At 38.8% G+C, this 22157-nt stretch carries 23 protein-coding genes; 7 read left to right on the top strand and 16 right to left on the bottom strand.

Annotation, left to right across the window (positions count from 1 at the left end; all coding sequences use genetic code 11):
• From CVS93_RS08385 to CVS93_RS08375, 3 genes are all read right to left on the bottom strand, one after another.
• A partial coding sequence (locus CVS93_RS08385; RefSeq protein WP_107687289.1) for an Rrf2 family transcriptional regulator occupies positions 1-342 on the bottom strand: 342 nt, incomplete at its 3' end.
• A 115-nt stretch (positions 343-457) separates the two neighbouring features.
• Entirely contained in the window at positions 458-1093 is a 636-nt protein-coding gene (locus tag CVS93_RS08380; protein WP_107687288.1) for an NAD(P)-dependent oxidoreductase, read from the bottom strand.
• A 29-nt stretch (positions 1094-1122) separates the two neighbouring features.
• A complete protein-coding gene (locus CVS93_RS08375; RefSeq protein WP_107687287.1) occupies positions 1123-1497 on the bottom strand; it encodes a cupin domain-containing protein in 375 nt (124 codons plus the stop codon).
• A gap of 247 nt (positions 1498-1744) precedes the next feature.
• Between CVS93_RS08375 and CVS93_RS08370 the strand changes: the two genes are divergently transcribed.
• Complete coding sequence (locus CVS93_RS08370; RefSeq protein ID WP_234400119.1) at positions 1745-2716, top strand: cation diffusion facilitator family transporter; 972 nt, start codon at positions 1745-1747, stop codon at positions 2714-2716.
• 1 nt (position 2717) lies between these two features.
• Here CVS93_RS08370 and CVS93_RS08365 read toward each other — a convergent pair whose 3' ends face one another.
• Together CVS93_RS08365 and CVS93_RS08360 are read right to left on the bottom strand one after the other, a co-directional pair.
• Positions 2718-3221: a restriction endonuclease subunit S gene (locus CVS93_RS08365; protein ID WP_234400118.1), complete on the bottom strand. Its 504-nt coding sequence runs from the start codon at positions 3219-3221 to the stop codon at positions 2718-2720.
• A gap of 23 nt (positions 3222-3244) precedes the next feature.
• Positions 3245-5896 carry an N-6 DNA methylase gene (locus CVS93_RS08360; protein ID WP_107687285.1) on the bottom strand — a complete coding sequence of 884 codons (2652 nt, stop codon included), beginning with the start codon at positions 5894-5896 and terminating at the stop codon, positions 3245-3247.
• A 132-nt stretch (positions 5897-6028) separates the two neighbouring features.
• On the opposite strand from CVS93_RS08360, the gene lepA reads away from it, so the two are divergent.
• The 6 genes from lepA to CVS93_RS08335 are packed head-to-tail and all read left to right on the top strand — an operon-like array spanning position 6029 to position 10121.
• On the top strand, positions 6029-7819 hold the full coding sequence (lepA, locus tag CVS93_RS08355) for a translation elongation factor 4 (protein WP_107687284.1): 1791 nt from the start codon (positions 6029-6031) through the stop codon (positions 7817-7819).
• A gap of 49 nt (positions 7820-7868) precedes the next feature.
• Complete coding sequence (locus CVS93_RS10020; RefSeq protein ID WP_258030138.1) at positions 7869-7997, top strand: hypothetical protein; 129 nt, start codon at positions 7869-7871, stop codon at positions 7995-7997.
• A gap of 37 nt (positions 7998-8034) precedes the next feature.
• Positions 8035-8265: a 2-hydroxymuconate tautomerase family protein gene (locus CVS93_RS08350; protein WP_009294206.1), complete on the top strand. Its 231-nt coding sequence runs from the start codon at positions 8035-8037 to the stop codon at positions 8263-8265.
• Positions 8259-8981, top strand: a complete 723-nt coding sequence (locus CVS93_RS08345; protein ID WP_107687283.1) for a hypothetical protein — start codon at positions 8259-8261, stop codon at positions 8979-8981. Before CVS93_RS08350 ends, CVS93_RS08345 begins: the two co-directional genes overlap by 7 nt.
• 10 nt (positions 8982-8991) lie before the next feature.
• Positions 8992-9552, top strand: coding sequence for a YajG family lipoprotein (locus CVS93_RS08340; RefSeq protein ID WP_107687282.1), 561 nt, complete (start codon positions 8992-8994; stop codon positions 9550-9552).
• Entirely contained in the window at positions 9552-10121 is a 570-nt protein-coding gene (locus CVS93_RS08335) for a ComF family protein (RefSeq protein WP_107687281.1), read from the top strand. The genes CVS93_RS08340 and CVS93_RS08335 overlap by 1 nt, the downstream gene beginning before the upstream one ends.
• A gap of 96 nt (positions 10122-10217) precedes the next feature.
• On the opposite strand, the gene CVS93_RS08330 is transcribed toward CVS93_RS08335, so the two are convergent.
• From CVS93_RS08330 to murJ, 11 genes are all read right to left on the bottom strand, one after another.
• Positions 10218-10853, bottom strand: a complete 636-nt coding sequence (locus tag CVS93_RS08330; RefSeq protein WP_107687280.1) for a YggS family pyridoxal phosphate-dependent enzyme — start codon at positions 10851-10853, stop codon at positions 10218-10220.
• Positions 10853-11962 carry an RIP metalloprotease RseP gene (rseP, locus tag CVS93_RS08325; protein WP_107687279.1) on the bottom strand — a complete coding sequence of 370 codons (1110 nt, stop codon included), beginning with the start codon at positions 11960-11962 and terminating at the stop codon, positions 10853-10855. The genes CVS93_RS08330 and rseP overlap by 1 nt, the downstream gene beginning before the upstream one ends.
• 68 nt (positions 11963-12030) lie before the next feature.
• A complete protein-coding gene (locus CVS93_RS08320; protein ID WP_107687278.1) occupies positions 12031-12927 on the bottom strand; it encodes a hypothetical protein in 897 nt (298 codons plus the stop codon).
• Positions 12928-12929: 2 nt separating this feature from the next.
• Entirely contained in the window at positions 12930-13475 is a 546-nt protein-coding gene (gene pgsA, locus CVS93_RS08315; protein ID WP_107687294.1) for a CDP-diacylglycerol--glycerol-3-phosphate 3-phosphatidyltransferase, read from the bottom strand.
• A gap of 31 nt (positions 13476-13506) precedes the next feature.
• Positions 13507-14286, bottom strand: a complete 780-nt coding sequence (locus CVS93_RS08310; RefSeq protein WP_107687293.1) for an enoyl-ACP reductase — start codon at positions 14284-14286, stop codon at positions 13507-13509.
• A gap of 8 nt (positions 14287-14294) precedes the next feature.
• Entirely contained in the window at positions 14295-15164 is an 870-nt protein-coding gene (gene dapA / locus CVS93_RS08305; RefSeq protein WP_035167707.1) for a 4-hydroxy-tetrahydrodipicolinate synthase, read from the bottom strand.
• 26 nt (positions 15165-15190) lie between these two features.
• Positions 15191-16432: a M16 family metallopeptidase gene (locus CVS93_RS08300; protein ID WP_107687277.1), complete on the bottom strand. Its 1242-nt coding sequence runs from the start codon at positions 16430-16432 to the stop codon at positions 15191-15193.
• A gap of 11 nt (positions 16433-16443) precedes the next feature.
• Positions 16444-17517, bottom strand: coding sequence for a quinone-dependent dihydroorotate dehydrogenase (locus CVS93_RS08295; RefSeq protein WP_107687292.1), 1074 nt, complete (start codon positions 17515-17517; stop codon positions 16444-16446).
• Between the two features lie 53 nt (positions 17518-17570).
• Positions 17571-19295 carry an ABC transporter ATP-binding protein gene (locus tag CVS93_RS08290; protein ID WP_107687276.1) on the bottom strand — a complete coding sequence of 575 codons (1725 nt, stop codon included), beginning with the start codon at positions 19293-19295 and terminating at the stop codon, positions 17571-17573.
• Complete coding sequence (gene cysS / locus CVS93_RS08285) at positions 19288-20682, bottom strand: cysteine--tRNA ligase (RefSeq protein WP_107687275.1); 1395 nt, start codon at positions 20680-20682, stop codon at positions 19288-19290. The genes CVS93_RS08290 and cysS overlap by 8 nt, the downstream gene beginning before the upstream one ends.
• Positions 20669-22069, bottom strand: coding sequence for a murein biosynthesis integral membrane protein MurJ (murJ, locus tag CVS93_RS08280; protein ID WP_107687274.1), 1401 nt, complete (start codon positions 22067-22069; stop codon positions 20669-20671). Before murJ ends, cysS begins: the two co-directional genes overlap by 14 nt.
• Between the last annotated feature and the right edge of the window lie 88 nt (positions 22070-22157).

The raw sequence follows: 22157 nt of genomic DNA, 5'->3' as shown, positions 1-22157 counted from the left end.
TTTTAGGAAGTGGTTGGTTAAAAGTCCCTCGATCTTGCCACCAAGTGGGCAAGCTTTAGGTGAGTCAGAGTGGATCTTAAAAAGTTTTTCTTTATTATTTACTGCGTTAAAAATTTGAAGGAGGGTTATATCTTTTGGCTCTTTCGCAAGACTCACTCCACCAACTCCAGCTACGATATTCACAAGTCCTGCAGCCTTTAGAGTACCAAGCAGGCGCCTAACTATGACCGGATTTGTGTTTATACTGCCTGCTATAAATTCGCTCGTGACTTTCTCGTCTTTGAAAAAACAAGCTACTAAAACTACATGGATCGCGGTTGAAAACTTGATCCCTACTTGCATAACTGTCCTTTAAAATTTTTCTGATTATACTTTAAATTTTTACTAAAAGCAGTTTATTTTCAGTTTAGATTTGACAAGCCGACTTTTTGTGGCAGCTATGTCAAATCTATAATTTTTATGCTCGCTCGCCAACTGCCGTGAAGCGTTTTTGTATAAAATTTTTGTTTTTTAGCTCGTCTATGATCGCAAGCGCAAGGTCTGCATAGCTTATATAGCTCTCATTTTTTGAGTTTAAGATGAGACCATCTCCACCAAGCACGTATTTACCAGTACGAGCACCATTTACGTCGTAGTCGCCTGCTGGGCTTACGTATGTCCAAAGTAAATCGCTCCTATCTTTTAGCTCAAAATAAGACTCCGCAGTCGCCTTTGCCACACCCATATATGCAGCCGGGAAGTCTGGCGTATCCATTACCATTGTGCCCTTATCATCTACAAATAATGTACCAGCACCACCAACTACAAGTAGTCTTGCGTTGCTACCCTCTAGCAAATTTGCAAGATGAGCAGCAACTTTTTTATGAAGTGGGAAAGTCTCTTCACTCCATGCTGCAAATGCGCTGATCACTGCGTCAAAGCCTGCTAGATCAGCCTTTGTAAGCTCGAAAATATCTTTATAGACAACCTTTACGCTTTCGTTTTTATACTCTTTGTTTCTAACGATCGCTGTGACGTCGTAATCTTGTTTTAGTGCCTCATTTACTAAATTTACACCGCTTTTGCCGTTTGCGCCTATGATTGCTATTTTCATTATTTCTCTTTTAAATTTTGTTTTTAAATTTACAGCCAGCTTGGCTTTACATCATCAACTATCACGCCGTCACTCATAGTGTATTGCTCTAGGCTACCGCGTTTTGTCTGGATGCAGATCATTTTGATGCCGTTTTTGCCAGCTTTAAAGCACCTTTTGCCCTCTGGATCTATGCGCACCGCGTCTCCTTTGCTTACTTTTAGCACTTCACCGTCAATGAAAAGCTCGCCATCGCCCTCTAAGATGATGTAAAGCTCCTCGTTTTGCTTATGTACATGGACAAATGGCACGCTCACATTTGCCGGAAGCTCGTTTATAGATACCTCACAGCCAGTTAAATTTAAAGCCTCTTTTAGTTCAACTCTTGGCTCGTTTGCAATCTTCGCAACTTGATAATTTTTCATTTTGTTCTCCTTGTCTTTGTGTTGTAATATTTTTATTTACAACCGATGAACGAAGTATAATAATTTTTAGTTGTAATGTCAAGAGTTACAACAAAATTTTTATTATTTTTAAAATTCAATCTTTAAGCGGCACTAAAGCAGATGCAGGGCATATTTATACAGTTTTTAGCTTGCTTAGCCTCTAGTCAGGTAGCGCCAGAGCTTGCTATGGATGCTTAAATTTATCAGTAAAAGGTGATCATTTTAGATGCAAGAGACCCACTCTCATCACTCTCACGTCGAGCATGGCGGTATGCACATTCATACTAGCAATAAAACTGTTTTAAGAAATTCATTTTTTCTAATTTTCACGTTTATGATAGTTGAGGCCGTTTTTGGCTTCGTTTCAAACTCGCTTGCGCTTATTAGCGACGCATTTCACATGCTCTCAGACGCCGCAGCTCTTTTTTTGTCGCTGGTTGCTTTTAAGATCGCAGAAAAAAGGGCAAATTTACAAAAGACCTTTGGCTACAAAAGGGTCGAGATCATCGCAGCTTTTATAAACGCCATAGCTCTTATCGTGCTTGCTGTTTTTGTCATAGTCGAAGCGATCATTAGGCTTTTTAACGAGCCACAGATAGAGGCTGAGACGATGCTTCTTGTTAGTATTTTGGGACTTGTGGTAAATTTAGTCGTAGCTGTTTATATGCATAAAAGCGCTGATACAAAAGAAAACTTAAATATGAAAGGCGCTTATTTGCACGTGCTTGGCGACATGCTTGGCTCAGTTGGCGCCATCGTTGCAGCGCTTCTTGTGATGAAATTTAACTTCACGCAGGCCGATAGCATCGCAAGTATCTTTGTCTCGATGCTCATCATAAAAAGTGGCGCTAGCTTGCTAAAAGATAGCTTTAATATCCTGATCGAAGCGGTGCCACTTAAGCTTGATACGGATGAAATTTTAGGCGTCATTAAGAGTGTAGATGGTGTTAGGTTTGTGCACGACTTGCATATCTGGGCAATAAATGCTGGCACAAACGCACTGATCGCTCATATAGTCGTGGATGATGAACTAAAGGCGGCTGAAATTTCAAAGATGATAAAGCAGATCGAGCACGAGCTATTTCACGTAGGCATCGGCCATGTCACGCTTCAGTTTGAAAGTGAGAACCTTGGACACAAAGACGATCTCATCTGCGAGCTAAATGATGAAGATGATCACTGCGGGCATCATCACTAATCTAAGCTTTATTGATAATTTTTTTGGTTGTTTCTATCTTTTTGTCAGCCCAAAGCACGACGTCTTTTATGGCTAGTTTTTCAATGGCTTTTATGAAATTTTCCATAAATTCGTAGTCGATTTCGCCGTTTTCGTTTGTTGGTAAAATAATTTTTACATTTTTTAAAATTTCTACATTATAAGAGCTGCTACCCCATGTAAAATTTGAAAATCCACATCGCATTGAAGTAATAATATAATTTGCTATATTGCTATTCAAGTTAAAATTTATGGGTATAAAAATTTTAATCTTATCACCGGTAAAATATTTGTCCTTTTGAAAAAACATTGTAGCTGTATCTTGACCAAAGCTGATCGTATTTTTATCATTTAAATATTGTATATCTTCATCTATATATCCGCGAATTCCATTATTTTTATCTCCGCGAGCTACATAAGGATATTGTCCGCCAAACTGAATTTTATTTGCGTCAAATTTACGTTTTGGAGTTTGAATTTTAAACAAATCGCCGATTTTAAATTCCTTCGCTACCCCCCCCGTTTATTAAATTTATCAAATTTAACGAGTGTAGATTTTTCGACATCAGTTAGCTTGTAATTTTTAAGTCCAGTTACCGCGAGATACGCGTCGAGTTCTTCGACGCGTTCGCGCTCGAGTTCTTCGATAAATTTTTCCATAAAGGAAAAATTTATCTCGCCGCCTAGCGTCGGCAAGAGGATTTTTGTATTATAGAAAAGTCTTTCAAAATCTCTAACTAAACTGCCTTGATAAATTTTTTGATTTTTATTTAAAAGAACTATAAAATATTGAGCCACCTTGCTATTAAAATAATTAAATTTTGGATAAATAGTTTTAGTAAACTGCCCTGCGTAAAAATCCTTTTCCATATAAAAAAACTGCATTCCAAGCATTCCAACCGCCAGTGAATTGCCTGATATTTTATGCTCCTCATCCAAATAATCGACATAGCCTGCAATACCATTATTTAAAACTGTTCTTGTGAAATATGGATAAACTCCATTCTCGGAAAAATTAAAACTATCTTTATTTAGTTGTGGATTTGACTTCACATTAAATAATTTATCAAGCCTAAATTCCTCAAATTTCCCGCCATTTGCTTTAAATTCTCGTTCTAAATTTGCAATTCGTTGACTTACAATACTGCTTCTACTGGGATTATCCTTTTTTAAAATTTGCGACACTTCCCAGCTTAGATAGTCGCTTACGCTCTTTTTAAAATCAGCTAGCGTCGGCATCGCATCGATCTTCTTATGCTGATCAAAATTCCAATCAGAGCCACTTTTTGTTATCAAATCCTCGACAAAAATTTCGTCTAATTTCCAAAGCCTTGGATCTACTTTTGCGGCTCTGCCAGCTTTATAAATTTTAACTATATCAGCGTATCTTTGCGTAGGTTCGTCTAGCTCCTGTAATGAGCGAGAAGTTCTTTTATAACCGTCATTTCTAAAGTCTATAAATTTAACAGAGCGTTCGAAGTCGTGTGGTTCGTGTGCTTTAAAAATATAAATACTCGTTTGAACTCCCGCGACTGGCACAAAAAGATCGACTGGCATTTTTATACTTGCTAGTAAAGTGTGGGATTTTAAAATTTGTTGATTTGATTTCACAGCTTTGCCGCTACCTGCACTATCTTGGATGATTATGGCGCCAAGCCCGCCTTTTGCCATCCTATCAAGCCCATAAGCAATAAATGGCATACCATTTTCATCAAATGTAAATGGTGGATTTAGCAAAATTCTATCGGCTTTAAAATTTGAGTAAAGCTCATCTGGGCGATTAAATGCACTGCCGTGTTCTATTCGAGCTGAACCGTCACCACGCAATATCATATTAGTAGCCGCAAGAGTATACATTTCGGCATTTAGCTCCACGCCTAGAAGCTGATTTTTTTTGATCTCATCTATCTTTTTTAGAGCTTCACTACTTCCTTTAGCGTAATTTTCATTAGCGTTTTCTATCATTATTTGCATCGCAGAGATGAGAAAGCCAGCGCTTCCAGTGGCTAAATCCATAACGCGGTTATCTTTGTTTATATCTAGAATTTCAGCCATCATTTTAGTTATATAAGGTGGAGTAAGCACAATACCAAGCTCTTTGCCATCACCTAAAGCATATTTTAAAAACTCGCTATACATCTCACCCATTACGTCGATATGCCCAAAGCTTTCACCGCCTGAGCCATCTATCTTTTGAAAAATATTTCTATATAGAAACGTGAAAATTTGCTTGGTAGTGCTTGATTTTTCTTTTAATAAATGTGCAACTTCTTTGTCGTTTGGTTTAGTTTCATCTATCTCGTCTCGTTGTGAATTTTTTGAAATTTCATTAAAGGAAGCTAGCATTAAATTTAGCTTTTCGGACGGAATTTTTCTATTTTTTAAAAATGAGCTTATGCGACTAGTTATACGAATACCGTCTCGCTCATTATCCAACTGAGAACCTTTCAAATCATCAGGTGTTAGTCCGTAGTTCTCTTTTATGTCTTGCATTGAAAGCAGCATCCCAGAGACGTAAAGGACTCGTTGTGGAGCGGTGATATTGTGATTATGCATTAGCTTATTTAGTTTTTTGGCATAAATTTTAAGAATTTCGCGTGATGTAATTAAAAATCTGTGTTTATCTTCATCAGTTAATTTTGCATCTTTGTAAAAATTTTCAAAACTATTTTTATTTTCGAGGAAATTTAAAGTTTTATAATTATCCATAAATTTAAATGTCAATTCACTACTGCCCCAAACAAAATATACGCAAATTTGTAGGTTTTCTTCACTATCGCCAGCAATACCGATTGCGACGGCTTCGTGATATTTGCCACTTGCGATTATTGAACGAGCATAATGAAGTGCGCCATTTACAGCATAGCCTGATATGGAATTGTCGTCAAATTTCATCTCGTTTTTATCTTTGTCTTTAGCGATTAATTTTTTCAAACCGAATTTATTTTCTATAATTATGGGAATGTCATAAATTTCTAAGCTAAAATCTGGAACCCCAAAATTTTCTTTAGCTTTGGTTTTAGCTGAACCTTTTAATGCTTCTTTTAAATAGGGTGTCATCGCTTGCTTTTCATTAAAATCACACGATTTTTTAAGTCCTAAATTTTTAAAAATAGCCTTTATATAGTCATCTATATCGTTTTCATACTGCCACTTTGACATAAGCCCTCTTTTTGAAAGTTTTAGACGGCATTTTAGCGAAAAATGTATGGAAATGATAGAAATACATTTATTAGTGTTTAAATCAACTTTAGGCAAAATAAAGCCCAAAATTTAGTAAAAAGTAAAACTTATATGAAAAACATTAGAAACTTTAGCATTATCGCTCATATCGACCATGGCAAAAGTACGCTTGCTGATCGCCTTATTCAGGAGTGTGGCGCCGTCAGTGACCGTGAGATGAGCAGCCAGATCATGGATACGATGGATATCGAAAAAGAGCGCGGCATCACGATCAAAGCCCAATCTGTTCGTTTAAACTACGCACTAAATGGGCAAAATTTTGTTCTAAATTTGATAGACACTCCGGGCCACGTCGACTTTAGCTACGAGGTGAGCCGATCTTTAGCCAGCTGCGAGGGTGCGCTGCTTGTGGTGGATGCTAGTCAGGGCGTGGAGGCGCAAACCATCGCAAACGTCTATATCGCACTTGAAAACAACCTAGAGATCATCCCAGTCATCAACAAGATCGACCTACCAGCGGCTGATCCTGCTAGAGTAAAGGACGAGATCGAGCATATTATAGGACTTGACTGCTCTGGAGCGATCGAGGTTAGCGCAAAAACAGGTGTTGGCATAAAAGAGCTGCTTGAAGCGATCATCACAAGAATTTCAGCACCAAATGGTGATGCAAACAAGTCCACAAAGGCACTCATTTACGATAGCTGGTTTGACAACTACCTTGGAGCACTTGCACTTGTGCGTGTTTATGATGGTGAAATTTCAAAAAATGATGAAATTTTGGTCATGGGTACAGGTAAAAAACACATAGTGCTTGACCTCATGTATCCAAATCCTATCGCGCCGATCAAGACCAAAACTCTTAGCGCTGGCGAAGTCGGTATCGTGGTTTTAGGACTTAAAAATGTTAGCGACGTGCAAGTTGGAGATACGATAACGCAGTCAAGAAATCCTCTAAAAGAGCCAGTTGGTGGCTTTGAGAGGGCTAAGCCGTTTGTTTTTGCAGGGCTTTATCCTATTGAAACTGATAAATTTGAAGATCTGCGTGACGCGCTGGATAAGCTAAAGCTAAATGACAGCTCCATAAGCTACGAGCCAGAGACCTCGGTCGCGCTTGGATTTGGCTTTAGAGTTGGCTTTTTAGGGCTACTTCATATGGAGGTCGTCAAGGAGAGGCTTGAGCGCGAATTTGATCTTGATCTCATCGCCACAGCGCCGACCGTGACTTATGAAGTCATCCAAACTGACGGGCTAAATTTAAAAATCCAAAACCCAAGCCAGCTACCACCAGTCAATAAAATAGACTCGATCCTTGAGCCATACGTAAAGGCGACTATCATCACGCCAAGCGAGTTTTTGGGCAACATTATCACGCTTTTAAACAACCGCCGTGGCATACAAACAAAGATGGACTACATCACGACTGACCGCGTTTTGCTTGAGTATGACATACCGATGAACGAGATCGTGATGGACTTTTACGACAAGCTAAAGTCAAGCACCAAAGGCTACGCGAGCTTTGACTACGAGCCAAGCGACTACCGCGTGGGAGATCTAGTAAAGCTTGATGTCAAAGTGGCTGGCGAGACGGTCGATGCGCTATCTATCATCGTGCCTGAGAGCAAGGCGCAGACAAAGGGCAGAGACTTCGTAAAGGCGATGAAAGAGATCGTGCCGCGCCAGCTCTTTGAAGTGGCGATACAAGCTAGCATCGGTAATAAAATAATCGCTCGTGAAACCGTAAAATCAATGGGTAAAAACGTCACAGCCAAGTGCTACGGCGGCGACATCACTCGTAAGAGGAAGTTGCTTGAAAAGCAAAAAGAGGGTAAGAAACGGATGAAGGCGATAGGTAAGGTGAATTTGCCGCAGGAGGCGTTTTTATCTGTCCTAAAAATAGACTAGCGGCTTATCTTTTGTGCCCTTTTGAAAGAGTTAGTGAAATTTTGGCTTGATGAACTATATGTTCTATCCGCACCAAAATTTCACGTCACAGCTTTCAAAATCATCACAAAATATCTCGCCTTATTTCGAGGTGACGATATATCCGCATTTGGGAGCTTGTTTGGTGGATAGGTTTTGATTAAAATTTAAGTGCTAAATTTACAAAAAGGAGTGCTATGCCGTTTGTAAAAATTTGCGTGACAAAAGAGGGTGATAGCCCAAGTGTGGAGCAAAAAGAGAAGATGATAAGCGGAGTTACAAAGCTAATAAGCGAAATTTTAGGTAGAAGCGCTCAAAATACCGTTGTCATTATCGATGAGATCGATACAAATAACTACGGCATCGCAGGCGAGAGCGTGAAAAATCTCCGCAAAAAACAAAAAGAGCAAAAGGAAGTAAAATGCTAAGAGCGACATTATTAGCAGTTTTTGCAGCTATCTTTCTAATTGGCTGCATGGCTAAAGCTAGCCTTTGTCTATCGTGCGAGGGCATAGACGGCGTGCAAAGTGCGAGCATAAGTAGCGAAGATAAGATGTATTTTGAAGAGGTTATGAGGATACCGGCTGACTGCAGCGCTTGTAAAGGCAGGGGCGATGGTCTTTTTATAAATGGTGTCAAATATAAAAGTGATGTAGCAATAAACTGCTGCTTGGAAAAAAATATGATCGATACTAATGTTGGGCTAAAAAAGGTTTATTTCCACAGGATCGTCGATGCTAGAAGTAGCGCAAGATCGATATATTACACAGGTGTTGAAGGAAATACTGCAGTTTTTAACTCAAATCCACGCCTTGAAGTGCTTTTTTACATGTTCTTGCAACGTGAGTTAAATTCTCGTGGAATCGTTGTTGTCGATACTCAAACATCACCTTATACGTACAGGCTTGATTTTAGATTTGACGAGCTTAGAGGAAGCTATTCGGGAAGTTCAGAAATTTTAAATGGACATCTAAATGGGCTTCTTATTCTTTCAAATATAAATTTCAAAAAAACGTTACCAATCTCGACTAGACACCATGTGGAGAAGCTAGAGGTTTCAGAGTCTGGTCAATTTGACTTTTTTATCGCACTTTTAGTTAAACAAGCTGCGATAAAAGTAGCCGATGAGATCACTAAACTTTGAAAGGAAAAATATGAGTAAATTTAAATTTCTAGCTATCTTTGGACTTTTTGTCCTATTCTTGAGCGGTTGTGCGCCTACTCAGACAGTAGTTGCCTTTGATCCTTATAAGGCTATCGTTTCAAATCAACAAAACAGTGGTTTTGAGGTCTATATAAGTGCAGTACATGATAGCCGCAAAAACAAAAGCACTATTGCAACTATAACAGATGGCAAGGGCACCGTAGATGAATACGTCGTGCTTCAAAATGACCTTGCGACCTACTTTGGTGATTCTCTTAAAAAAGAGCTCATAGCTCATGGCGCAAATGTAAATGGCATGGGTGGCGTCGTGGTTGAAGTTTTCATAAACGAATTTGAAGCAAATATGAGCGGATATGGCAGCGACAACACAAAGGGCAAGATAAAGATCACTCTTAAAATCCAAAAAGGCGATCAAAGTATCATCAAAAATATCTCAAACAACCAAACCAAATTTGAGCTAGTTCGCACTGGCGGAGCATTTAAGCCATTCTTAACAGACATCATAAATGACGCTGTTAAGCGCTCTGCGATCGCTATCTTAAATAGCTGATGTTTTGTGCGTTTTGCAAGAGCTTTACACTAAAGACATTTTGTAAAACCTGCTCGCAAATTTTAAGCGAGCCAAGCCCTGTAGTAAGAGAGCTAGAGGGCTTTAAAATTTATAGCTTCTACGGCTACTCTGAGATCAAAGAGCTCATCCACTCAAAGCACCAAATGCATGGACTTTTTATCTATAAAAATTTAGCTAAATTTGCATTTAAGAAATTTGCTAAAAGCTTTAGCTTTCCAGAGCAAATTTATGCTCTGCCGATAGATGATAGAGTGCATCATGGCTACTCGCACACGGCTATTTTGGCAAATGCGCTAAGGGCTAAAAATCTAAAGCCCATATTTCACGCACTGCATGCAACCAGCAAGATCAGCTATAGTGGTAAGGATTTGCAATTTAGACAAAATAACCCAAGAAATTTTAAAATCCTAAAAAAGATCACTGCGCCAGTTATTTTAGTAGATGACATCGTAACCACTGGTACAACGATACTTGAAGCTAAAAACACTCTAGAAAAAGCTGGCGTAAAAGTACTTTTTGCTCTAGTTTTGGCTGACGCTAAACATTAAATTTTAATTTTTTCTCAAGTTTCTTTGGGCAGAAATTTACATAGTTCCAGCAGTGATCTATTTCGTTAGCAGCAAGAGCATGCAAAGGCGATAAATTTATAGATAAAGCATAGTGCCAAGGCGAATCATATTTGAGCCGCATTTTATCGCTAACTCGAAGTCACTACTCATGCCCATCGAGCAGATACTCGCACCTTTTGGCTTTAGGCTCTCGTAAATTTTATAAGTTAGTTCAAAGCTCTTTTGAATCTCTTTTGGCTCATCCACATGCGCTCCGATACTCATCACGCCTTTTAAATTTATATTTTTGCACTCGCTTTGGATACGCTCATAAATTTCTGACGCATTTGCTACGCTTACACCTTGCTTTGTATCTTCATTAGCCGAGTTTATTTGAAGCAAGGTATCAAGCTTGTAGTCGAGTCTTTTATCGACCTCTAAAGCCCTTTCAAAGCTATCGCAGCTTTGCCAAAGTGTTGGCTTTAGACTTATCATTTGATTTATTTTGTTATTTTGCAAGCGGCCGATCATATGCCATTTTATATCAGTAAAATTTTGCAACTCTAGCTCTTTTTTGGCTAGCTCTTGGACTCTGTTTTCGCCAAAATTTCTTTGCCCTTGCGCGTAAAGCTCTTTTACTTCAGCACTTGTGACATTTTTGCTAACAGCGATTAGTGTCACGTCTTTGCTTAAATTTTCGATCTTTTCTAATAGCTCTTTTAAAACTATCATTATAAACCTCCGCTTAATCTCATAATGTCGTTAAAGGTCGCAAGTACCATTATGCCAAGTAGTAGCGCCCAGCCGCAGTAGGTAAGCATGATGAGTACCCGCTCATTTACCTCGCGTCTAAAAACTAGCTCATATAGGTTAAAAAGTATGTGTCCGCCGTCAAGCGCTGGGATGGGGAATAAATTTAAAACACCTAAATTTACTGAGATTAAAGCAACAATCGTCAAAAGTACGCCAAGACTTATCTTTGCTGCTTTTGAAGTTACATCAGCTATCTGTACGATGCCGCCGACCTCTTTTAGTGGCACGGCTCCGCTTACTAGTTTGGTAAAGCTTTTAAAGATAAGCTTTGAGGCTTCAAGTGTTTCGCTATAAGCAAATTTTAGACTATTTAGACCTGTATGATAAATTTTTACTACTTCGCCATTTGGAGAGATCCCGATCAATGGGCGCTGTACCTTTTCATTAAATAAATTTATAGTTTCGCCTATCTTTGGTGTTAAATTTATGCTTAAAATTGAGCCGTTTCTATCTATCAAAATGGTGCTAGGCTCGAGTTTTACATTTTTACTGATATCGTCCCACTCGGTTATTTTTACACCATTTATCTCTAAAATTTTATCGTTTTTAACTAGACCTGCGCTCGCAGCCGCCGAGCCCTCAGCTATGTGGCCGACACTTGGTGCAAGCCTCTCAACGCCTATAAATCCAAGCAAAATGTATATAAAAAACGCCAAGATAAAGTTAAAAAAAGGTCCTGCAAAGAGGATGTAAATTCGCTTTATAGGGCTTAGCACATTGTAGCTATCACGGTCGTAGTTTTTAGCTTTTGGGTCGGTGTCGTCTTGACCTTTTAGCTGTACGTATCCACCAAGTGGGATCGCACTTAGGCAGTAGTCGGTGCCGCCAACATTTTTGGTGTAAATTTTCTCACCAAATCCGATACTAAAGGTGCTTACCTTTACGCCAAGCGTTCTTGCTGCTAAAAAGTGGCCAAGCTCGTGAAAAAATATGAGAAAACTAATGGCTAAAACAGTCACTAAAAAATAAAACGAATACGCATAAAGCCCAAGGCAAAGCAGGGCCAGCGTGAAGAAAATGCCTTTCAAAACTTACCTTTTTTGAAAAAATTGATGAGATTTTAGCCAAAGTTTATAAATTTACTCTCAAATGGCTTTTAGCTAAAAATTTCCCTTAGCCAAGATGTGACTTTACCTTTATTTAGACCTTTGCTTGCGCTTATATTGGTCATGTCTTTGTTATTTATGTCAAAATTTATATGAAAATAAGACTTCACTTGGGTGATAAATGGCTTTAGATTTAAAATATCAGGGCGGAGCAAAGCATCACTTGGCAACTCTTGCAAAAAGCTCATGCCGTCATCATTAAAATTTATTCTAGCCCTTGGCACAGCGTCGTTTCTAAGCTCTATCTCAAATGTATGGTCATTTATAAAAGGGACAAAAAGGCGAATTTCTAAGTGAAATTTACCGGCTAGCTCATCATCGCTTAGTCCTTGGTTGCTAAACCAGTAGCCAAAATTTACAGCATTTAGCGAGATGTCAAAATCATAAGGATCAGCAGGGCTCACGCCTATACGGCGCAAAAGCTCATATATAGGTAGTTTTGCTTGCAAGCTATCATAATAGTCATAAAGTTTGGCAAGTAGCGGATGCGAATGGCCAGCCTTCTCTTGCAAGCGTAAAATTTCAAAGATATATCTATGCGCAAACGAGCGGTGCGACACCGAGCGAGTTGCCTGCATGCTTAGATAGTCTAAAATGTAAGGGCTTTTTGAAAAACTCATCGCACTCCAAATGCCACGCAAAGTCTCTACGTCGTTATCAAACGTATCAAATTTATCTGCATGGGTTTTGTCGTATTCTAAAGCGCAGCTTAATAAAAATTCATTTAGCTCAGGACTAATCACAGCGCCAATTTTTTCTAAATTTTTAGCATCGTGATAAAAATTTGTGTTGATGATCTTTTGATTTAGTTTTTTGGCTTGTTTTTGCAGTACTGGCTCTAAAATTGCAGTGCGTTCTAAAATAATATCTTTTAATTCGTAGCTCAAATTTAGCTCTTTTTCATCGCCTTTATATAGGCAAAAATGTACTCAAACCCAGAATAAAGCGTAAGTGCAACAGCAATCCAAAGCAAAAGCTCTCCGCCTGGCCAGCTCATCAGTAAAAATCCAACCGCAAACATCTGCGAAACTGTCTTTACTTTACCAGCCATCGAAGCAGCGACCTCTACGCCATCACTTGCCATCACGACACGAAAGCCAGTTATAAAAAATTCTCTTACCAAGATGAGATAAACAGCCCAAGCACTCGCTCTACCAAGCATCATAAGACCTAAAAATGCAGCAAGAATTAGCATCTTGTCTGCCAGTGGATCAAGGATCGCCCCAAGTTTAGTTTTTTGATCCCAGCTTCTTGCGATGTAGCCGTCAAAAAAGTCAGTCACCGAGGCGATCACAAAAATAAGAGCTGCGAAGTAATTTATCCAGCTTATGTGAATTTGTGTAAAAATTCCTGGCGCATTTACGAGCATAAAAAACATAAGTGGAGCCAGTAGTATCCTAAAAAATGCCAATGCGTTTGGTAAATTTAAACTCACAAATATGCCTTTATGCTTATAAATTTCACTCTCATTTAAAAGTCGTGCCACCATCTATTATAAATGTATGCCCAGTCACCCAGCTAGCCTTAGATGAGCATAAAAATAGACATGCTCCAGCTAGATCAGCAGGCTGTCCCATGCGGTTTAGCGGGCTAAGCTTTGCTGTCATATCGCGTACTTCTTCGTAGTTTGTAAAGGCTCTTAGCGCGTCTGTCTCGATAGGACCGCCACTTACGACATTGACGCGGATATTTTTCTCTCCAAGCTCGGTCGCAGCGTATCTTGCCATCGCTTCAACGGCTGCTTTTGCTGTGCCGTGACCTGCATAGTTTTCGATATATACTAAATTTCCAGTTGATGATAGGCTAATGATGCTGCCGCCACCCACTTTTTCCATGCGTTTTGCAGCTTCTTGAGTGCCTACGACAAAGGCATTTACGGTTGCTGTAAAGATATTGTTTATGCCTCTTGGTTTTAGCTTCATAAATTTAGTGTATCCACCAGCTACTGCGCGACCTGAAATAATTGCATTTGATATAAAAAAATCAATCCTATCAAAGTCCTCGTCTATCTTTAAAAATAGCTCTTTATAAGTTTCTGGCTCGAGGATATTTAGTGCATATGCTCTTGCTTTTATCTTAAAATTTGCCTCAAGCTCTCTCGCTTGCTCTTTTGCAAGCTCTTCGTTTGAGTTGTAGGTAAATGCTATATTTACACCGGCTTTTGCAAATTCTTCAACTATAGCTCTGCCGATACCTCTAGTGCCGCCACTGATGACTAGTGTTTTACCTTTAAATTCGTTTAGTATGTCCTTCATTAAAAACCCTTTATTTCGTAATTTTTTATTACTTCTTCTATCTTTTTAAAATTTTCTTTACTTGGTTTGCAAAGTGGCAAGCGGTACTCCAAAGAGTCGATGAGTCCAGCTAGATACATCGCTGCTTTGATCGGTATCGGATTGCTTTCGCAAAAGAGTGTTTTATTTATCGTGTATAGATTGTCGTTTATTAGTTTTGCTTTTTTGTACTCTTCGTTCATCGCAAGGTGTGTAAGCTGTGAAATTTGATCTGGCAAGAGGTTTGCAGTAACCGAGATAACGCCTTTGCCGCCATTTGATATGATAGGATAGTTGATCGCATCTTCACCGCTAATGACTACTAAATTTGGCTCGTGAGCCAGTAGATCGACGCATCTATCTATGCTACCTGTAGCCTCTTTGATACCGTAGATATTTTTGCACTCTTTAAAAAGCCTAAAAACGGTCGCTGGCAAGATATCCACGCCAACTCTGCCAGGGACATTGTAAAGAAGCACAGGGATTTCAATGCTATTTGCAATGGCTTTGTAATGCTCGTAAAGCCCTTCTTGTGTTGGTTTGTTGTAATAAGGCGCAACTGAAAGGATACCATCAGCGCCATGAGCTTGAGCAAATTTAGCGATACCAATAGCCTCGTGAGTCGCGTTACTGCCAGCCCCAGCAAGTACTTTTACATTTGTACCTTTACATGCATCAACGGCTATTTCGATACAAATTCTATGCTCATCATGCGTTAGTGTTGCACTCTCGCCAGTAGTTCCAACTGGTACAACGACATCTATACCGTGCTTTATCTGTCTTTTTATTAGTTTTTCAAAACTGACTTCATCTACTTTTTGATTTTTAAATGGCGTAATGAGTGCGGTCATCGCACCTTGAAGCGAATTTTCCACGTTTATTCCTTTTTTAATATTATTGTTGTGCTGGTTTTTTCATTAAAATATCTATTTGCTATCTCTTTTAAAAGCTTGGCATCTATCTTATCGATATTTTTTTCAAGCTCGTAAAGTGGCTTTATGTCGCCTCTAGCAAGGTATGAGCCATATAAATTTGCAACCTTGCTTGCACTCTCAAATGAGTAAATAAAATCAGTTTTTATCAAATTTTTAACTCTTAAAACATCATCTTTGTCGATTGGCTTATTTTTTAAATCATCTATGATCTTTAAAATTTCAGCTTCAACTACGTTTGCTTCGACATCTGGGTTGCAAACTGCTAAAAATATAAATAAATTTTCATCAACACAGCTCATATTATAAGCATAAATTTGGTTTACAAGCATTAGCTCATCGACTAGGCGCTGCTGCAAAATAGAGCTTTTGCCAGTGGCTAGATACTCGCTTATCGCGTTTAGCCCCACTTGATCAGCGTGTTTAAAATTTGGGATTTTGTAAGCAATCGCTAGCATTTGTGTTTGGCTATCTTTATAGATGATTGCTCTTCTAGCGCCGTCTTGCTCAGGCTCTTTGCAGTGAGTTTTTGGGATAGCTCTTTTGTTTTTTATGCCGCTAAAATTTTTCTTAGCTAGCTTAAATGCCTCATCCTTGCCGATGTCGCCACTTATCATCAAAATCGCATTTTTTGGCTGATAAAAAGTAGCGTGAAATTCTTTTATGTCGGAGATATTCCAGTTTTCGATATCTTTTATAAAGCCTATCGGTGTCCAGTGATATGGATGATAGATAAATGCGTGGTTGTAGAGCCTAAAGTATAGATATCCCATAGGGTTGTTGTCTGTTCGCCACCTGCGCTCTTCATGCACCACGTCTCGCTCTGGCTGAAATTCTTTATCTTTTAGGCTTAAATTTTTCATAAGCTCGGCAAAAAGACCAAGCGTTTTGTCTAAATTTTCATTTGAGGCTTTTATGAAGTAGTGAGTGTAGTCAAAGCCTGTACTTGCGTTATTTACGCCGCCAAAGCCTTTTACGATCTCATCAAACTCCCCGGCTCGTAAATTTTTGGTTGACTTGAAATTTAGATGCTCTAGCATGTGAGCTATGCCACTTTTGCCCATTACTTCGTTTCTTGATCCAACTTTATAAAAGACATCTACGCTTATCACTTTTGAACCAGGATTTACTGGTACGTGATAAATTTCTAGTCCGTTTTCTAGTTTTGTTTTATTAAATTTTATCAATCTTTTGCCTTTTATTTTTTAACATCTATGCCGACCGCTTCGCTAATAGAGGCAAAGCCATCTCTTTTTAAAAGTTCTAAAATTTCTAAATTTATATCTCTTGCGATCATTGGCCCTTTAAAGATAAAGCTTGTAAAAATTTGGACCAAATTTGCTCCCATTTTTATGCGCTCATAAGCCTCTGCACCGCTATCTATGCCGCCACATGCGATAAGCGTCGTCTTGCCGTAAAGCTCGTCTGCCACGGCTTTAAATATCTCTTTTGACTTTTTAGCGATTACCTTACCGCTTAGTCCGCCAAAATCCTTTAAATTTGACGAGTGAGAGAGCGAGTAATCAACGCTTGTATTTGAGACAAGCACGCCGCTAGCGCCGTTTTCTACTGCGCAGCTACAAAGCTTGATCGCATCTTCGTGGCTCATATCAGGAGCTATTTTAAAGATGATCGGCTTTTTGGTTAGTGGCAAAATGACGCTAAAAAGCTCTTTTATAAAGTTCTCATCTTGAAGTGCTCTTAAATTTGGCGTGTTTGGCGATGAGACGTTTATGACAAATGTATCGCAAATTTCGCTAAATTCTCTTACTAAAATTTCATAGTCTTTTATCGCATCTTCGTTTGGCGTAACCTTGTTTTTACCGATGTTCGCCCAGATTGGTATGGTAAAAGGATAGATCTTTTTTACTCTATTTTTGATAGCCTCGCAACCTTCATTGTTAAAGCCCATTGCATTTTGAATGCTCTCTTCGTCTATGAGCCTAAAAAGCCTAGGCTTTGCGTTGCCAGGCTGCGGTTTTGGTGTAAATGTGCCAAATTCTAAATACCCAAATCCAAGAGCCGTGAGTGCCTCAAACATCGTAGCATTTTTATCAAAGCCTCCAGCTATGCCAACTGGATTGTGATAGGTGCTTGAGAATAAATTTTGTTTTAGCGCATTGTCATCGACCACGCATTTGTGCGCTAAAAAGCTTAGCGAGCCAGGGAAGATTTTATTTGCCCCAACCATCGCGACTTCAGCGATCTTGTGGGCTGTTTCAGGATCAAATTTAAAAAAAATAGATTTTAAAGTATCGTAGTTTAAGCTCATTTTAACCTCTTTAAAATGCCTAAAAATTTGTGCAAATCTTAGCAAAAATCGCCTTAAACTAAGGCTTTGCCTTTAAGTTTTGCATAAATTTCATTTCTCTTGCTAAGTTCTTCATCGCTTCCAGTGTCAACTATCCTTCCGTTGCTTAAAACCGCGATCTTATCAGCACTTTCAACCGTACTTAGACGGTGAGCAATGACAAAGATGATCTTTTTGCTTCTGAGGTTGTTTATAGCCTTTGTGATCTCTTTTTCACTCTCATTATCAAGTGCTGAGGTAGCCTCGTCAAAGATGAGAATTTGTGGGTTTTGGTAAAGTGCCCTTGCTATTGCGATGCGTTGTCTTTGGCCACCTGAAAGGTTTGTGCCAAATTCGTTTAAAATGGTGTAAATACCATCATCAAGCTTACTCACAAACTCGTAAGCATTTGCCATTTTTAAAGCGTTTACAATGGCATCTTCGTCAAATTCTCTGCCGTAAGCTACGTTTTTAGCGATTGTATCGTTAAAGATATAGACACGCTGGGTTACAAGTCCGATATTTTGGCGAAGTGAGTGGATTTTGATATCTTTTAAATTTGTCTCATTTATTAAAATTTCTCCGCTATTTACGTCGTAAAATCTCATGAGCAGATTCATGAGCGATGTTTTTCCGCCACCGCTTGAGCCAACCAGGGCTATAAATTCTGACTTGCGAGCCTCCAAATTTATCCCTTTTAAGACCTCTTTGTCGCCGTAGCTTAGGCGGACATCATTAAATTTAATTAAATTTATCTCTTCACTTAATACTTTTTCGCCATCTTTTATCTGGCTTACTTTATCCATCAAGAAAAAGGTTCTCTCGCTCGCAGCGATCGCATCTTGCATTTTATTGTATATATTTACGATACGTTTTAGAGGGGTGTAGAGCATGAAAAGTGCAGTTAAAAATGAAAAAAAAGCACCCATGTTTATATTTCCGTCGATGACGTCTTTGCCGCCTATTATGATGACAGCAGCTACGCCTATTGAGCCAATTGTTTCCATTAGCGGGCTTACTAGTTGCTCAATTTTTACAGTTTTAAGATTTAGTTTAAAAAATTTATTATTTTCATCAATAAAACGTGAGTGCTCGTATTTTTGAGCGTTATTTGCTTTAATTATCTCGATATTTGTAAAAATTTCGCTCAAGGCTGAGGTGATATCAGATGTCTTTTCTTGTGATTTTTTTGAGATTTTTTTCATCTTTTTAGCAAGGCGTGAGATCGGATAAATCGCTAATGGCATAACAACAAGTGCAAAAAAAGCTAATTTAGGGCTTTGATATATGACTACACAAAGCAGACCTATGATAGTTACAAGCTCCCTAATAAGCTCTGGTATGATGCTTGAAACAATAGATCTTATGCGCTCTATGTCGTTCGTGGTTCTGCTTATTAGCTCGCCTGTTCTAAAATCATTAAAAAATTTCATGTCCAAATTTAGTAAATTTTCGACCATCTTTTCACGAAATCTTCTAATCGTATCTTGTCCGATATATGCCGTAAAATAAGCCTGCATAAATGTGCCTATATTTTTTAACAGATAAATAGCAATGATCGCACATGGCAACAAATAAAGCAATGTTTCGTTTTTTTCAACGAAAATTTTATTTAATACTGGCTCCACCAGATACGCACTGACCGCTGTTCCACCACTTGCAAGCCCCATACCTATGAAGGCTAGGATGAAGTGTGGAATGTAGTCTTTAAAATATGGACCAAAGCGCTTTAGTACATCTTTTAAGCCAAAGTTAGTCATTATTTCTCTCCCAAACTGCGCCATTTGGCGTATCCATGATGGAAATATTCATCTTTTCTAGCTCATCTCTTATCTCATCAGCTCTTGCAAAATTTCTCTCTTTTTTAGCTACCGCGCGCTCATCAAGAAGTTTTTGGATATGCTCTTTTTGCTCGTCACTTACGCCAAACTGAAAATACTCAACATAATTTGTGCTAGCAATGCCCAAAATTTCACTTATAAACTCCAAATTTGCCACTACTTCGGCCTTGTAGGCTTTATCTTTTGGGCTATTATCAAGCCTTTCGTTTGCTGTTTTTACAAACTCATCAACACTTGCAAGCGCTTTTGAAGCGTTTAGATCATCACTTAGTGCCTCAAGAAGTTCATTTTTAAAGCTCTCATTTATTGCACCTGCTTGCACACCGTCAACTCTTTTTTTAAGGCGGTAAATTTTATCAAGCCTCTTTTTTGAAGCCACTAAGTCTTCATCTGAATAATTAAAATGAGCCCTGTAATGGCTTGTAAGCAGATAAAATCTAAGCACTTCGCCATGAATATTTTTTAGGGCGTCCTTTACGAAAAAGCTATTATTTAGGCTCTTGCTCATCTTTTCGTTATTTACTTTTATAAAGCCGTTATGCATCCAGTATTTGCTCAAATTTTTATGATAAGCGCATCTGCACTGGCTTGCCTCATTTTCGTGATGCGGAAAGAGCAGGTCGATGCCACCAGCGTGGATGTCGATCTCAAATTTATCATTTTCTTTATCACTTAGAAATTCTCTTATCATCGCCACGCACTCGGTGTGCCAGCCAGGACGACCCTTACCAAATGGGCTTTCATACCATTTTTCGTCAAATTTCCAAAGCACAAAGTCTTTTTCATCTCTTTTCTCGCCAAAACTAGCCACGCGCGCGATTAGATCGGTGTTATTGTCCTTACCGCTAATGCTAAAATATCCACTATCCTTGCTCGTATCAAAGTAAATTCCATCACTCGTCTTATACGCCACACCTCTATCCATAAGCACATTGATGTAGCTAATGATCGCCTCCAAGCACTGCGTAGCCTTTGGTTTAAAGTCTGGATCAAGCACGTTTAAAGCGTTCATGTCGCTCTCATAATGCGCTATATATTTGTTTGTGATCTCTTCTAAGCTTTGGCCAGTTTGCGCCATTTTATTTAAAATTTTATCGTCGATGTCGGTGTAGTTTCTTGCAAATTTGACCTTGTAACCAAGCGCTTTTAAGACCCTTCTTAAAAGATCAAAGCTAACGGCTGACTTTGCGTGTCCTAAATGTGCATCGTCATAGACCGTTGGTCCGCACAGATAGATGCTAACTTCACCTTCTATTATCGGGCTAAACTCAACCTTTTCTCTTTTAGAAGTATCAAAAATTCGCATTAAATATATCCTTTAAAAATATTAAACCAAAATAGAGCAAAACCGCCAAAAGTGCGATAGCGGCTATAAATTTAGGCTCGATTATAGCTAAAAATCTCTTAGCTCCAAAGGCTCTTATGTATAAAACAAGCTGTAAAAATCCCCCAAGTGAGCTTGCAAATGCAAGGCCGGCAGCTCCAAATTTTTGCATCAAAATGACAGCTAGGATCAAATTTATAACAAGACAGATGATGGAAATTTTGGCTGCCTCTTTTTGCTTCATATTTGCATAGAGCCAAAGTGAGAAAATTTTAGCTAGACCAAATGGAGTAAGCCCCACCAAATAGGCACTTAGCACCTTAGCGCATTCAATGGTGTTTGCCCTTACGAAATTCCCTCTCTCAAACAAGAGCCAGATGATAAACTCGCTTAGCACGACGCCTGTGATCGTGGCTACTAGCAGGGCGCAAAGGAGTAGATAAAAGCTCTTTTTCGTCCAAACTAGGGCGTTTGTTTCATCTTTTTGCTTTAAAAGTCTGGTGATCTTTGGAAATAGCGCCTGGGAGAGCGCGATCGCAAAGATGGCAAGTGGAAGCTGAAAAATTCTATTTGCATAAAAAAGGTAGCTTATCGAGCCGCTTACCAAAAAGCTAGCTAGCCAAGTGTCCATAAATGCGCTTATCTGCATCGCACTTGAGCCAAGTAAGCCGTGGTAAAAATTTACAAAAAAACCTTTGCTGCTAGCTTTTTTGCCTTTAAAATATCCGCTTAGACCGCCCCAAAAAATTTTATTTAAGGCGTTAAATTTCATAGCAACTAGATGCACTAAAACCTGCAAGATGCCACCAGCAACGACGCCAAAACTAAGATAAAGTGCGACCACGCTCTCGCTCTTGCCACGAGCCAAAAGTAATGAAGCGATCATAGCTAAATTTAGCAGTGCAGTAGAAAACGCAGTCGTGGCAAAGTGCCCTTTATACTGAAGCAGCGCGCCCATGAAAGTGACAATATAAACAAGGGCTAGGTAGTAAAAATTTATACGCACAAGCGGCACTGCATCCATGATATTTTGCTCGCTTAAACCGCTTGCAATGATCTTTATAAAGTAGGGTGTAAATAAATTTACAAGAAGCGTTAATGCGCCTATAAAAAGTAGAAATTTGATAAAAATTTCAGCTTGAAAGATCGCTTTTTTCTTGCTATTTGTAAAATTTGGTAAAAATGCCTGTGTAAAGGCACCTTCTCCAAATATGCGGCGAAATAAATTTGGTATTTTAAAAGCGATAAAAAAAAGATCGCTAAATATGCCAGCTCCAAGGATGGAAGCTGTTAAAAGGTCTCTTATAAGCCCTAAAATCCTTGAAGTCATTATGCCAACTGAGTTTGAAAAAAAGCCTTTTATAAACATCGCCCACCTATTAAATTTGAAAACGCAATAGTAACAAAAGATGCTTTAAAGCTTACATAACCCAAATTTAATAAAATTTTGGCGATAA

The sequence above is a fragment of the Campylobacter concisus genome, assembly GCF_003048535.1.
In the GTDB taxonomy this organism is placed as follows: domain Bacteria; phylum Campylobacterota; class Campylobacteria; order Campylobacterales; family Campylobacteraceae; genus Campylobacter_A; species Campylobacter_A concisus_S.
This window is presented reverse-complemented; position numbering and strand designations above follow the sequence as displayed.

What these genes read in the sequence shown, in the direction of transcription:
- CVS93_RS08380 (WP_107687288.1), bottom strand. Translation starts at nt 1,093, where the DNA reads ATGAAAATAGCAATCATAGGCGCAAACGGCAAAAGCGGTGTAAATTTA.
- CVS93_RS08335 (WP_107687281.1), top strand. Translation starts at nt 9,552, where the DNA reads ATGTTTTGTGCGTTTTGCAAGAGCTTTACACTAAAGACATTTTGTAAA.
- CVS93_RS08350 (WP_009294206.1), top strand. Translation starts at nt 8,035, where the DNA reads ATGCCGTTTGTAAAAATTTGCGTGACAAAAGAGGGTGATAGCCCAAGT.
- cysS (WP_107687275.1), bottom strand. Translation starts at nt 20,682, where the DNA reads ATGCGAATTTTTGATACTTCTAAAAGAGAAAAGGTTGAGTTTAGCCCG.
- CVS93_RS08375 (WP_107687287.1), bottom strand. Translation starts at nt 1,497, where the DNA reads ATGAAAAATTATCAAGTTGCGAAGATTGCAAACGAGCCAAGAGTTGAA.
- CVS93_RS08360 (WP_107687285.1), bottom strand. Translation starts at nt 5,896, where the DNA reads ATGTCAAAGTGGCAGTATGAAAACGATATAGATGACTATATAAAGGCT.
- CVS93_RS08290 (WP_107687276.1), bottom strand. Translation starts at nt 19,295, where the DNA reads ATGACTAACTTTGGCTTAAAAGATGTACTAAAGCGCTTTGGTCCATAT.
- murJ (WP_107687274.1), bottom strand. Translation starts at nt 22,069, where the DNA reads ATGTTTATAAAAGGCTTTTTTTCAAACTCAGTTGGCATAATGACTTCA.
- CVS93_RS08295 (WP_107687292.1), bottom strand. Translation starts at nt 17,517, where the DNA reads ATGAGCTTAAACTACGATACTTTAAAATCTATTTTTTTTAAATTTGAT.
- lepA (WP_107687284.1), top strand. Translation starts at nt 6,029, where the DNA reads ATGAAAAACATTAGAAACTTTAGCATTATCGCTCATATCGACCATGGC.
- CVS93_RS08340 (WP_107687282.1), top strand. Translation starts at nt 8,992, where the DNA reads ATGAGTAAATTTAAATTTCTAGCTATCTTTGGACTTTTTGTCCTATTC.
- CVS93_RS08330 (WP_107687280.1), bottom strand. Translation starts at nt 10,853, where the DNA reads ATGATAGTTTTAAAAGAGCTATTAGAAAAGATCGAAAATTTAAGCAAA.
- CVS93_RS08345 (WP_107687283.1), top strand. Translation starts at nt 8,259, where the DNA reads ATGCTAAGAGCGACATTATTAGCAGTTTTTGCAGCTATCTTTCTAATT.
- CVS93_RS08370 (WP_234400119.1), top strand. Translation starts at nt 1,745, where the DNA reads ATGCAAGAGACCCACTCTCATCACTCTCACGTCGAGCATGGCGGTATG.
- dapA (WP_035167707.1), bottom strand. Translation starts at nt 15,164, where the DNA reads ATGACCGCACTCATTACGCCATTTAAAAATCAAAAAGTAGATGAAGTC.
- CVS93_RS10020 (WP_258030138.1), top strand. Translation starts at nt 7,869, where the DNA reads ATGAACTATATGTTCTATCCGCACCAAAATTTCACGTCACAGCTTTCA.